This window comes from Sphingomonas lenta (assembly GCF_002288825.1).
Lineage (GTDB): Bacteria > Pseudomonadota > Alphaproteobacteria > Sphingomonadales > Sphingomonadaceae > Sphingomonas > Sphingomonas lenta.
This window is the reverse complement of the sequence record NZ_NSLI01000005.1, coordinates 273305-286736: the sequence shown is the minus strand read 5'-3', so window position 1 is coordinate 286736 and position 13432 is coordinate 273305. Positions and strand designations below refer to the sequence as shown.

Genomic DNA, 13432 nt, shown 5'->3' with positions numbered 1-13432 from the left:
GGAGAGGAAGTTTCGATGACGCGCGCTTTGGCACTGGGCACGATGACCGCCGTCCTGTTGGCGTCCGCCGCGACCGCGCAGGACGCGGGACCGCGCGGCGAGGCCAACCCGAGGGCGTGGCCCCAGGCGCGCAGCCAGGGCTTGGTCGACGCGGCGACGGAGGCGTTCGTCACCCGGCTCATGGCGCGCATGAGCCTGGAGGAGAAGATCGGGCAGATGATCCAGGCCGATATCGGCTCGATCAAGCCGGAGGACCTGCGCCGCTACCCGCTCGGCTCCATTCTGGCGGGCGGCAGCTCGCCGCCCCTCGGCAAGCCCGACCGCTCGCCGGGCGCGGACTGGGCGGCGACGGGCCGAGCCTTCGAGGCGGTCGCGACCGAGAGCCGCCCCGGCCACACGCCCATTCCGCTCATCTTCGGCATCGACGCCGTGCACGGCAACAACAACATCGTCGGCGCTACGCTCTTCCCCCACAATGTCGGCCTGGGCGCCGCGCGCGACCCCGACCTGATCCGCCGCATCGGCGAGGCGACCGCCAAGGAGACCGCGGTCGCCGGCATCCACTGGGCGTTCGGGCCGACGCTGGCCGTGCCGCAGGACGATCGTTGGGGCCGCACCTATGAGGGTTATTCGGAGGACCCGGCGATCGTGAGGTCCTACGCCGACCAGATGGTGCTCGGGCTCCAGGGCCGCCCCGGCCGCGGTACAATTCAGGACGGCCGCGTGGCGGCGAGCGCCAAGCACTTCCTGGGCGACGGCGGCACGAAGGACGGCGTCGACCAGGGCGACGCCGACGTGTCCGAGGCCGAGCTGATCCGCATCCACGCCGCTGGCTACCCGCCCGCGGTGGACGCCGGCGTGATGACGGTGATGTCGTCCTTTTCGTCCTGGCAGGGGCGGAAGATGCACGGCAACAAGTCGCTGCTCACCGACGTGCTGAAGGGCCGGATGGGCTTTAACGGCTTCGTCGTCGGCGACTGGAACGGCCACGCCCAGGTGCCGGGCTGCACCAAGGACGACTGCGCGCAGACGTTCAACGCCGGGCTCGACATGGCCATGGCGCCCGACAGCTGGAAGGGGCTGTTCGACGCGACGCTCGCCCAGGCGCGCTCGGGCGCGATCCCCATGGCGCGGATCGACGACGCGGTGCGCCGCATCCTGCGCGTCAAGCACAAGCTGGGCCTGTTCGACGCCCAGCGCCCCTGGACCGACCGCCCGGGCGTGATCGGCTCGCCCGAGCACCGCGCGGTCGCGCGCGAGGCGGTCAGGAAGTCGCTCGTGCTGCTTAAGAACGACGGCGTGCTGCCGCTCAGGGCCAACGCCAACCTGCTCGTCGCTGGCACGCACGCCGACGACATCGGCATGCAGTCGGGCGGGTGGACCTTGAGCTGGCAGGGCGACGGCAACACCAACAAGGACTTCCCCAACGCCCAGTCTATCTACGCCGGCATCGCGGAGGCGGTGCGCGCGGGCGGCGGCTCCGCGACGTTGAGCGTCGACGGGAGCTTCACGCGCAAGCCCGACGCGGCGATCGTGGTGTTCGGCGAGACGCCCTATGCCGAGATGCGCGGCGACGTGCGCACGCTCGAGTTCCAGGCGGGCGACAAGCAGGCGCTGGCCACGCTGCGCAAGCTCAAGGCCGCGGGCGTGCCTGTGGTCTCCGTGTTCCTCTCCGGCCGCCCGCTCTGGGTCAATCCGGAGCTCAACCAGTCGGACGCGTTCGTCGCCGCCTGGCTGCTAGGGTCGGAGGGCGGCGGGATCGCCGACGTGCTGATCGGCGACGTGCAGGGCCGTCCGCGCAACGACTTCACTGGCCGCCTCTCCTTCAGCTGGCCCAAGACCGCGGGCCAGTTCACGCTGAACCAGGGCCAGCCGGGATACGACCCGCTCTTCCCGCTCGGTTACGGCCTCGGCTATGCGCGGCCGGGCCGCGTGCCCCGGCTGGGCGAGGTGGCCGGCGTCGACGCCAGCCTCGCCAACACCAGCCTGTTCTTCGCGCGCGGCCGCGTCCCCGCCCCCTTCAGGCTCAACCTCGGCGCGGGCGTGACGCAGCAGGCGGTCGACGGTCCGCAGACGCAGGAAGGCGCCGTGCGGCTCAACTGGGCGCCGCGGGCCCAGGCGACCGCGCGCATCACCGGCCCGGCGCTGGACCTGACCCGCGAGACCAACGCCGACCTGCTGCTCCAGATGCAGTACCGCGTCGACCGGGCACCCGGCGGTCCGGTGCGCCTGGGGCTCGGATCGGGTTCGGTGGACGCGCGGTCGATCTTCGCCGCGGGATCCGGCTGGCGCACGGTGCGCGTGCCGCTCAAATGCTTCCGCGACGCCGGAACCGACGTGGCCAAGGTGGACAGTCCGATCGCGATCACCGCGACCGGCCCCTTCTCGGTCGCGATCGCCGATCTCCGGCTCGCGACCGACCCCGAAGGAGCCGTCTGCCCGCGGTGAGGAACCGGGCCGGCCTCGCGCCGGCCCGACGAAAGAAGGGGCGCGTCCGGCCGGCGGACGCGCCCCTTTTCTTCGCGTCGGTCGTGCGGGCCGGGGCTTGTAACCCCGACCCGCACGCCGGCCGTCAGAAGTTGCCGCGCAGGATGAACGAGAAGCGGCGGTCGTTCACGAAGTAGGACCGCGGCGCCAGGCGGCCAGGATCGCCCGTATACGCCTGCAGCGTCCGCGTGACCTCGTTCGTCAGGTTCACGCCCTGCACGCCCAGCTTGATGTATCGGTTGATGTTGATGAACGCCGACGCGTCGAGCTGGCCCGTCTCGTCGTTGAAGATCGACGTGAACGGGAAGATCACGTCGGCCGCCGTCAGCAGGAAGCGCGAGCGCCAGTTATACGCGGCGCGGAGCGAGACCGGCCCCTTCTCGTAGAACACCGTCGCGTTGACGTTGTGCTTGGACAAGCCCTCCAGCGGCAGATTGCCCCTGGGGATCGTCGACTCGCTGACCGGCGTTCCCGCATTGAGCAGCGAGTTCGGCAGACCCTTGCTGTCGATGTACGAGTAGTTGCCCGAGAAGCCCAAGCCGCTGAGCAGGCCCGGCAGGAAGTCGTAGGTCTGCTGATACGAGACCTCGAAACCCTTGATCTTGCCGCTCTCGTCGAAGTTCGCCGGGCCGCGCACGATCACCGGCAGGGTCACGCCGTTGCTCGTCACGTTGCGGGTGATCAACGATTGGTAGAAGAAGTTGTCGATCGACTTGTAGAAGCCGTTCAACGTCAGCGAGCCGACGCGGGCGAAGTACCACTCCAGCGTCGCGTCGAATTGCCACGCGGTCGCGGGCTTCAGGAACGGGTTGCCCGCCGTCGCCGTCGCCGCGCCGGAGTTGGGATCCGTACCCACCGTGATGAAGTTGCGGATGTTGGCGAGGTCGGGGCGCGTGAGCACCTTCGACGCCGCCAGGCGCATGATCAGGTCGTCGGACAACCCGAGCTTCAGGTTGGCGCTGGGGAGGAAGTAGTCGTAGTTGTTGCGCGCGATGTCGGTGACTGTCTCGCCGTTGGCGAATTGCTGAAGCTGCGCGTAGCCGGCCGCTCCCAAATTACAGATCCCGCCCGGCCGCGTGGGCGGCGTACCCGGAGGTGCACCCTCCGGCACGCGCGGATCGCAACGGCCGGTAAACCTGAGCTGGCCCGTCGCAGGATCGATCTCCTGCCGGGTGAACGGATCGACGATGCCCAGCGCCTGCCGGGTCGGCACGCCGATGCGCCCGCCCGACGTGACCGCCGAATTGACGTAGCGGACGCCGATATTGCCGCTCACCCGGATGCCACCGATCAGCGGATCGTCGGAGCCGAAATTCAGCATGACATAGGCGGCGCTGTCCTGCTGGCGCACCGGCTGGATGTCTTCGGGCAGGAATGAGGTGCCCGCGATCACGCCCTGACGTTGCGAGGCCGGCACGAAACGGTTGGTCGCGCCCGCGCCGTTGGTCGTGCGCCAGATGTCGTTGAGCGCCTGGAAGTATGTGGCCGACGCGAAATAATCGTCGATCAGGTCGCCGTTATAGTAATAACCGCCGATCGGACCGGGCGTGTCGCCGCGGAAGAAGTTCGGGAAATCGTAGAACTCCGACCGGCTGGTGTCGCCCTGGTTGAACGTGACCGGCGAACCCGACCAGACCTCGCTGATGGCACCCCAATTGTACGCGGTGTAGCGGACCGTCTGCTGGCGCTCGGCGTAGCGCGCCCCGAACTTGACCCGGTTCAGGAACGATCCGTCGTCGAACTTGTACGCGAAGTCGCCCTTGATCTGGTACTCGCTGCCTTCCGAGTGCTCGATATGGTCCATCGCCGCACGCCAGAACTGGAAATCTCGGTTCTGAAAATACTGCTCGTCGGTCGCCGAGACCAACGCAGGGTTGGGCGTCGCCCAGCTCGCCGCCAACGTCAGCGGCTTGTGCGGGATGACCACCGGCAGGTCGCCCGAGATGTCGAGCTCCTGGTCGGCGAAGGTCGAGCCGAACACGCTGAAGTCGACCACGTCGTGGCGCGCGTAGGTGTAGTCGACGTCGAGATTGACCGAGAGGCGGTCGCTCAGCTCGGTCTTCAGGTTGAAGCCGGCATCCTTGACCAGGTTCTCGTCGAATACCTGGCGGCGGGACAGCGATTGCTGGATGCCGCCCGTAGGAACGGTGGTCGTGGCCTGGCCGCTCGACGCGGTGCGCCAGCCGGTGCCGGGCAGCGTGATGTAGCCGCGCTCGAACAGCCCGTCCTCGTCATACTCGTAGTTGCGCAAGGACCCGATCGGGCATTCCGCGCGCACGCCGCCGTTCGGGCCATTGGTGTTCTGCTGGCAGCCGTACGGGTAGGTGTTGTATTCCGAGAGGTCGGGCGCGGTTTCGAAGGTGCGCTCGCCCCAAGCGTTGGTCGAGTGGGTGCGCAGGAACTGGGCGGTGAAGACCGTGCGCTTGTCGGTGCTTTCCCACTGCACGGCGAGCGCCTGGCCGTCGCGCTTGCGGTCGTAATCCTGCGTGCGGAATTGGCCGCCGACCGGCGCATAGGCGAGCGGCAGGAGATCGGCGAACCCGTCCGCGCCTGCGGCACCGGTGAAGCCGCAGGTGCCGTTGGCCGGCAGCCTGGACGTGTCCGTGCTCGCAGGTAGCGGGTTGCGGCAGACCTGGCCGCCGCCATTGGCCCCGGTGACGATCGTGCCGTCGCGAGTCTGGATGTTGGTGACTTGGATGCCGTCGGCGCGGCTCTTCAAGCGGGAATAGGACACGTTGCCCAGCAGGCCGAACGTGCCGATGTCGGTCTCCCACGTGTTGCTCAGCAACAGGGAGGCGGTCGGCGTCCACTTCTTGCGGAAGTCGCCGTAATTCGCTTCGACGCCGCCGCCGATGTGGAAACCGCGGTTGTCGAAGGGCTTGCGCGTGTTGAGGTTGACGGTGCCCGCCAGACCGCCCTCGATCAGGTCGGCGGTGCTGTTCTTGTACACCTCGACCGCGCCCAGCAGCTCGGCGGGGACGTCGGCGAAGTTGATCGCCTGCCCGCCGATGCCCGCCGAGAAGGTGCTGCGCCCGTTGAACTCCGAACGGACGAAATTGAGGCCGCGCACCACCACGCCCGAGCCCTCCACCGAGAAGTGGTCGGGATCGTTCGAGCCGGCGAAACGGTTGATCGAGACGCCAGGCACACGCTGCAGCGCCTCGGTGACCGAGCGGTCGGGCAGCGCGCCGATGTCCTGTGCGGTGATGGCGTCGACGACCGTATCGGCGTTGCGCTTGATCGACTGTGCGTTGGCGAGGCTCTGGCGAATACCGGTGACGACGATGTCGTCGGCGCCCGCCTCGTCGGCGGGCGCCGTATCTGCGGCCTGCGCGGCAGCCGTGCCCGGCGCGGGCTCGTTGACGGCGCCGTCTTCAGGCTGCGCGGTTGGATTGGCGTTGCCCGCGGTCCCCTGTCCCGTGGCCGAGCCCGTCTGCGCCCAGGCGGGCGCGGCGAGCGCGAACGCGCAGATCGCCGTGGCCGAGACGCCGCACTTCAGGAGCTTGCCGATCTCCCGCGCACCCGCTTCACGCACGGTTCCGGTCGCAGCAGTCGCCATCCCTGTCCTCTCCCCTGTTAACGCTGACATCACGGTCGCGCCTTGGATCAGATAGGCTTATGCAGACCAAGGCTATTGAGCAAGCAGTAATGTTTGCGGTAACATCCGCACCGTACCTATTCTATCGTTTCGGTGAACGGTGTTGCGTCGCTGCAACGGCCCCGTCCGGCCGAGCGGGGATCGGGGGCGGGTTGACGCGCGGCGTTGGATGATCGAGCCACGTGCGGGAGAGGATGGAGAGCGGAACGCTCCATGACGGATACGGGCGCGCAACGGGTGGTGATCGTGGGCGGCGGCACGTCCGGCTGGATGGCGGCCGCGGCGCTCGCCAAGCTGCTGCCGCGCCGCTGCTCGGTCCACCTGATCGAGTCGGAGGCGATCGGCATCGTCGGCGTGGGCGAGGCGACGCTGCCGCACATCCGCGCGTTCAACGACCGGCTCGGCATCGCCGAGTCCGACTTCATGAGCTGGACGCGCGCGACGTTCAAGCTGGGCATCGAGTTCCGGAACTGGGGACGAATCGGCGACAGCTACGTCCACCCCTTCGGCACCTTCGGCCGCGGCCAGGGCGAGGTCGACTTCCACCATTACTGGACGCGGCTCCGGCTTCAGGGCCTGAACCCGCCGCCGCTGGAGCGCTTCTCCATGGCGTGCACCATGGCGCGGGAGGGTCGCTTCACCCGGCCCACGACCGAGCCGGGGCGGATCACCACCACCTTCGGCTACGCCTACCAGTTCGACGCCGTGCTGTTCGCGCCCTACTTACGCCAGCTCGCCGAGAGCCTCGGCGCGACGCGTACGGAGGGCAAGGTCGTCGACGTCGAGCTCAACGGCGAGACGGGCCATATCCGAGCGATCAAGCTGGAGAGCGGCGAGCGGATCGAGGGCGACCTGTTCGTCGACTGCTCCGGCTTTCGCTCGCTCCTCCTGGGCGAGGCGCTGGGCGAGCCGTTCCAGGACTGGTCGCGCTGGCTGCCCGCCGACCGCGCCGCCGCCATGCCGTGCCGGACCGAGACCGCCGTCACGCCCTATACCAGCGCGATCGCCATGCCCGCCGGTTGGCGCTGGCGCATTCCGCTCCAGCACCGCACGGGTAACGGCTATGTTTATTCCAGCGCCTTCGTCTCCGACGACGAGGCGGCGTCGGCGCTCGCCGGCGCGGTCGAGGGCGACGCCATCGCCCAGCCCCGCACCCTCCGCTTCCGCGCAGGCCGGCGGGAGCGCAGCTGGGTCGGCAACTGCGTCGCGATCGGGCTCGCCAGCGGCTTCCTCGAACCACTCGAGTCGACCAGCATCTACCTCGTCCAGCAGGCGATCACCGCGCTTCTCGAGCTCTTCCCCGAGCGCGGCATCGCGCCGTCGGACCGCGACGAGTTCAACCGCATCATCGACCTCGAATACGACCGCATCCGCGACTTCCTGATCCTCCATTACCACGCCACCGAGCGCGACGACTCGGAGTTCTGGAACTACGTCCGCACCATGCCCGTGCCCGACAGCTTGGCCGAGAAGATGGAGCTGTTCCGCCGCCGCGGCCGGATCGTGAAATATCGCGAGGGCGTGTTCCTCGACGCGAGCTGGGTCGCCGTTTATCTCGGCCAGCGCGTACGACCGCTGGGCTATGACCCACGCGCCGACCTGCCTCCGGCGGATGCGCTGCTCCGCGGCATGGGCGAGCTGGAGGCGGAGGTCGCCGCCGCGGCGGAGGCGATGCCCAACCACCTCGACTTCATCCGCGGCTACTGCCCCATGGCGGCCGCGGCCTGAGATGAGCGCGCTGGGGGAGCCGATCCGCGACGTGGTGGTCGCCGGCGGCGGGATCGTCGGCTGGTCGGCGGCGGCGGCGCTTAAGCGGCGGCTGCCGTGGCTCGGGGTGACGGTGTTCGCGCTCCCCCCGCCGCCCGACGCGCTCGCCGACCGGATCGGCCCGACGCTGCCCTCCATCCACGGCTTTCACGGCGATCTCGGCCTGCGCGACGCGGACGCGGTTGTGCGCTCAGGCTCCGCCTTCCGGCTCGGCACGCGTTTCGAGAACTGGGTCGCGGACTCGCCCGATTACGTCCACGCCTATGGCGAGCATGGGCGTCCGTTCGGCACCGCCTCCTTCCACCAGCACTGGGTGCGCGCCGCTAAGCTCGGCGCCGCTGCGCCCTTCGACCGGCATTCGCCCGCCGCCATGCTCGCGCGCGCCGGCCGCTTCGCGCGCGCCGCCGACGAGCCGGACGCGCCGCTCTCCGGTTTCGAGTACGGGCTGCACCTCGACCCGCCCGCCTACCTCGCGATGATCCGCGCCTTCGCGCTCCATTGCGGCGTCCGCGAGCACGACGGCGTACTCCGGTCGATCCGCCTCCGCCCGGACGGCTTCGTCGAAGCGCTCGAACTCGATGGCGGAGAGCCCTTGCGCGCCGACCTGTTCGTCGACTGCACCGGCCCCGCCGCACGCGTCCGTTCCGCGCTCGACGACGCGTGGGAGGACTGGCGGCGCTGGTTGCCCTGTGACCGCATCCTCATCGCCGACGGCCCGCCCGCGCCCGAACCCGCGCCGCTCGACCGCGCCGTCGCCGTCGAGGCGGGCTGGCGCTGGTCCGCCGACGGCCTGCGCCGCACCTCCACCGGGCTCGTCTACGGCTCGGCGCATTGGAGCGACGAACAGGCTGCGCGCGCCCTCGGCGTGCGCGAGGCCGCGCCCGTCGCGATCGCGGCGGGGACGCGGCCGCAGCCCTGGCTGCGCAACTGCGTGGCGGTCGGCGACGCCGCGACCGCGATCGAGCCGTTGGAGTGGACGAACCTCCACTTGGCCCACAGCGCGATCGACCGCCTCGTCGCCATGCTCCCCGACCGCGATTGCGCGCCCGTCGAACTCGCCGAATATAACCGCCAATGCGCGGCCGAAGCGGCGCGGGTGCGCGACTTCGCCGTTCTGTATTACGCGGCGTCCGGCCGTTCCGAGCCGTTCTGGCGCGACGCGGCCGCGGCCGAGCCTCCCCCCACCCTACTCCACACGCTGACGCAGTTCCGCGAGCGCGGCCGCTTGCCCTTCCACGAAGAGGAGACGTTCGGGCGCGATTCGTGGCTCGCCGTGCTGCTCGGCCAGGGCGTGATCCCGCGCCGCGCCGACCCGCTGATCGAGGTCGTGCCGCCCGCCCAATCCGACGCGGCGATGGCGGGTTGGCGCGACGCGCTCGCCCAGGCCGTCGCGCGCGCGCCCACCCACGCCGCCTTCTTGCAGATGCTACACAGGCAAGTGACCCGATGAACGAACAGACCATCCGCGACGTCGTAATCGTCGGCGGCGGCACCGCCGGCTGGATGACTGCGGCCGCACTGTCGCGCTTCCTCGACAACGGCGTCACCCGCGTGACGCTGGTCGAATCGGAGGAGATCGGCACCGTCGGCGTCGGCGAGGCGACGATTCCGCCAATCATCACCTTCAACCAGATGCTGGGGCTGAACGAGAACGAGTTCCTCCGCGAGACGGGCGGCACGTTCAAGCTCGGCATTGAGTTCGTCGACTGGGGCGACCTTGGCGAGCGCTATTTCCACCCTTTCGGCTTCCACGGCCGCGACCTCCAGGGCGTGCACTTCCACCAACTCTACCTGCGCGAGCGCCGCCGCCGGCCGCTCCCCGACATCTCCGCCTGGTCGATGAGCGCGGTGGCGGCGTCGATGGGCAAGTTCGGCCGGCCGGGCGCCAACGCGCAGTCGGCGGTCAAGGACCTGCTCTACGCCTTCCACTTCGACGCCGGCCTCTACGCCCGCTACCTCCGCCGCTATGCCGAGCGCGGCGGCGTGACGCGCGTCGAGGGCAAGATCGTCGATGTCGACACGCGCGGGGAGGACGGCCATGTCGAGGCGGTGACGCTCGCCGACGGGCGGCGGATCGCGGGCGACCTGTTCATCGACTGCTCGGGTTTCCGCGGCCTCCTGATCGACGGCGCGCTGAAGACGGGCTATGAGGACTGGACGCACTGGCTACCCTGCGACCGCGCTGTCGCGGTGCCCAGCGCCTATGAAGGCGAGCCCGACCCCTTCACCCGCGCGACCGCGCGGAGCGCCGGGTGGCAGTGGCGCATCCCGCTCCAGCACCGCATGGGCAACGGCCTCGTCTATTCCAGCACGTACATGGACGACGCCGAGGCCGAGCGCCTGCTCATGGCGAACCTGGAAGGCGAGCCGCTCGCCGAGCCGCGCCGCCTGTCCTTCACCACCGGCCGCCGCAAGCAGTGCTGGAACAAGAACGTCGTGGCGCTCGGCCTGTCGAGCGGCTTCATCGAGCCGCTCGAGTCCACCTCCATCCACTTCATCCAGTCCGGCATCGCCAAGCTGATCGCGCTTTTCCCCGACCGGCGCTTTGATCCGGTGGAGCGCGACGAGTATAACCGCCAGATGCGCGACCTGTACGAGGACGTGCGCGACTTCATCGTGCTCCACTACAAGGCGACGCGGCGCTCGGACTCGCCCTTCTGGGATCGCTGCCGCACGATGGAGATCCCCGACTCGCTCGCCCGCAAGATCGACCTGTTCCGCGCCAAGGGCCGCGTCTTCCGCGACGGGCTGGAGCTGTTCGCCACCACCAGCTGGGTCGCGGTGTGCTTCGGCCAGCACGTCGTCCCCGACGAGCACGAGCCCGCGGTGGACGCGCTTGACGAGGACAAGGTCGCGCAAGCCTTGGAGCAGATGCGCCGCGGCTACCAAGAAGTGGCCGAGCAACTACCCACCCATGGCGAGTTCATCCGCCGCTGCGGCCCGTCACCCTTCGCCCGGCCGCAGCCCACTCAGCCCGAGTCCCCCGTCCCGACCTTCTCCTTCGAATCCGAATCGCCCTTCGCGGGCCAGGGCTTCACGCTGTGAGGGCCGACGCGATCCGCCGCGTGGTGATCGTCGGCGGCGGCACCGCCGGCTGGATGGCCGCCGCCGGGATCGCGCGCGTGGCGGGCGAGCTGCCCGGTCTCGAGATCGAGCTGGTCGAGTCGGACGAGATCGGCACGGTGGGCGTCGGCGAGGCGACGATTCCGCAGATCGCGCTGTTCAACGCGATGCTCGGCATCGACGAGGCCGATTTCGTCCGCGCCACCAACGCCACCTACAAGCTCGGCATCGAGTTCCGCGACTGGACGCGGCTCGGCCACTCCTATGTCCACCCTTTCGGCTTCTACGGCCTCGATATGAAGGGCGTGCAGTTCCACCACCACTGGCTGAAGGGCCGGACGCTCGGCGATCCCACCCCGCTCGACGCCTATTCGCTGGCGGTGGTCGCGGGGCTGCGCGAGCGGTTCGCGCACCCGCGGCCCGACCAGCCCAACTCGCCCCTGTCCAAGATCGGCTACGCTTTTCAGTTCGACGCGGGCCTCTACGCCCGCTACCTGCGCCGCCTGGCCGAGGGCTGGGGCGTCCGCCGCACCGAGGGCCGCGTCGTCGACGTGACGCGCGACGGCGAAACGGGCCACGTGTCCGCGATCGTGCTCCAGTCGGGCGCGCGCGTCGCGGGCGACCTGTTCGTCGACTGCTCAGGGTTCCGTGGCCTGCTGATCGAGGGCGTGATGGGGGCCGGCTTCGAGGACTGGTCCGCCTGGCTGCCCTGCGACCGCGCGCTAGCCGTGCCCTGCGAGAGCGGCGGCGACCGGCGTCCCCTCACCCGCTCGACCGCTAGGCCTGCGGGTTGGCAGTGGCGCATCCCGCTCCAGCACCGCATCGGCAACGGCTATGTCTATTCGAGCGCGCACGTCTCCGATGACGAGGCGGCGGCGACGTTGCTCGCCAACCTCGACGGCGCGCCGCTCGCCGAGCCCAAGCCGCTCCGCTTCAAGGCGGGCCATCGCCGCCGCGCCTGGATCGGCAACGTCGTGGCACTAGGGCTCGCGGGGGGGTTCCTGGAGCCGCTGGAGTCTACCTCGATCCACCTCGTCCAGTCGGGCATCGCGCGGCTGATGACGCTGTTCCCCGCGCGCGGCTTCGACCAGTTGGAGATCGACCGGTTCAACGCAGAAACGGTGGAGGAATATGTCGACATCCGCGACTTCCTTGTCCTTCACTACAAGGCGACGGAGCGCGACGACTCCGATTTCTGGAATTATTGCCGCACGCTCGCGCCGCCGGAGGGGCTCGCCTACAAGCTCGCCATGTTCCGCCGCAACGGCCGCATCTTCCGCGAGCATGACGAGCTGTTCACGGAGACGAGCTGGCTGTCGGTGATGGTCGGTCAGGGCGTGGAAGCGACCGGCTACCACCCCGTCGCCGACCTGCTCTCCGACGAGGAGACGCTGCGCCGTCTGCACCACATCCGCGACGTAGTCGGTCAGACCGCCGACGCGATGCCGACGCAGGACGAGTACCTGCGCCGGATCGGCTGCGATCTCACCCCGTTGCGGCGCGCCTCGTGACACCGATCCGCGAGTACCACCGCGTCGACCGCCGGCGCTTCGACGAGGAAATCCGCCCCGCCGGCCAGCCCGCGATCCTGCGCGGGTTGGGCGCGGACTGGCCCGCGGTGCGCGCCGCGCGCGGAGGCGCGGACGCGGTCGTCGCCTATCTCAAGCGCTTCAGCCACCCCGAGCCCGTCGCCGCCATCGTCGGCGCGCCGGAGATCGAAGGTCGCTTCTTCTACACGCCCGACCTGACCGCGCTGAACTTCACGCGGGGCAAGTCGCCGCTCGACCCGTTCCTCGACCGGCTGCTGCGCGACCGCGACGCCGACCGGCCCTACGCCATCGCCGTGCAGTCGATCCCGGCGGCCGAGCTCGTGCCCGGCTTCGAACGCGAGAACGCGACCGATCTCGTCGACTCCGCCGTCGCTCCGCGGCTGTGGCTCGGCAACGCGATCCGCGTAGCGACGCACTACGACCTCCAGGAGAATGTGGGCGTGGTGATCGCGGGGCGGCGGCGCTTCACGCTGTTCCCGCCCGACCAGGTCGCCAACCTCTATATGGGCCCGCTGGAGCTGACGCCCGCGGGCACGCCGATCAGCCTAGTCGATCCCGCCCATCCCGACCTCGACCGCTATCCGCGCTTTGCCGACGCGCTGGCGGTGGCGCAAGAGGCAACGCTGGAGCCCGGCGACGCGATCTACATCCCCTTCCACTGGTGGCACGCGGTCGACTCGCTCGACCCGGTCAACATCCTCATGAACTATTGGTGGAGCCCCGCGCCCGAGGGCATGGCGAGCCCCTACGACGCGCTGCTGCTCGCGCTGTTCTCGCTTGGGGTCCTGCCGCCCGACCAGCGCGCGGCGTGGCGGACGATGTTCGACCACCTCGTCTTCCGCACCGGCGGCGATCCCGCCGCGCACCTTCCCCCGCACGCGCAGGGCGTGCTCGGCCCCGCCGACCGGCGCGGCTTCGAGCGCATGCGCGCCACCCTGCTCCAGAGCCTCAGCGGAGCCTGAACCCC

The 13432-nt window shown here is 69.8% G+C and carries 7 protein-coding genes; 6 read left to right on the top strand and 1 reads right to left on the bottom strand.

Annotated features, from left to right (window positions below; genetic code table 11):
• Nucleotides 1-15 precede the first annotated feature (15 nt).
• Nucleotides 16-2448, top strand: a complete 2433-nt coding sequence (locus CKY28_RS16620) for a glycoside hydrolase family 3 protein (RefSeq protein WP_095999492.1) — start codon at nt 16-18, stop codon at nt 2446-2448.
• A 124-nt stretch (nt 2449-2572) separates the two neighbouring features.
• Here CKY28_RS16620 and CKY28_RS16615 read toward each other — a convergent pair whose 3' ends face one another.
• The gene (locus CKY28_RS16615) at nt 2573-6046 is read right to left on the bottom strand and encodes a TonB-dependent receptor (protein WP_095999491.1); all 3474 of its coding nucleotides are present in this window, start codon (nt 6044-6046) and stop codon (nt 2573-2575) included.
• Nucleotides 6047-6298: 252 nt separating this feature from the next.
• Here CKY28_RS16615 and CKY28_RS16610 point away from each other — a divergent pair, with 252 nt between their 5' ends.
• Genes CKY28_RS16610 through CKY28_RS16590 form a run of 5 tightly spaced genes read left to right on the top strand, consistent with a single transcriptional unit; the run spans nt 6299 to nt 13427 of the window.
• Nucleotides 6299-7813 (top strand): tryptophan halogenase family protein, encoded by a 1515-nt coding sequence (locus CKY28_RS16610; RefSeq protein ID WP_095999490.1) that lies wholly within the window; start codon nt 6299-6301, stop codon nt 7811-7813.
• Between the two features lies 1 nt (nt 7814).
• Nucleotides 7815-9302, top strand: a complete 1488-nt coding sequence (locus tag CKY28_RS16605; RefSeq protein WP_095999489.1) for a tryptophan halogenase family protein — start codon at nt 7815-7817, stop codon at nt 9300-9302.
• Entirely contained in the window at nt 9299-10897 is a 1599-nt protein-coding gene (locus CKY28_RS16600; RefSeq protein WP_095999488.1) for a tryptophan halogenase family protein, read from the top strand. Before CKY28_RS16605 ends, CKY28_RS16600 begins: the two co-directional genes overlap by 4 nt.
• Nucleotides 10894-12426: a tryptophan halogenase family protein gene (locus CKY28_RS16595; protein WP_095999487.1), complete on the top strand. Its 1533-nt coding sequence runs from the start codon at nt 10894-10896 to the stop codon at nt 12424-12426. The genes CKY28_RS16600 and CKY28_RS16595 overlap by 4 nt, the downstream gene beginning before the upstream one ends.
• The gene (locus CKY28_RS16590; protein ID WP_245841889.1) at nt 12423-13427 is read left to right on the top strand and encodes a cupin-like domain-containing protein; all 1005 of its coding nucleotides are present in this window, start codon (nt 12423-12425) and stop codon (nt 13425-13427) included. Before CKY28_RS16595 ends, CKY28_RS16590 begins: the two co-directional genes overlap by 4 nt.
• Nucleotides 13428-13432 lie beyond the last annotated feature (5 nt).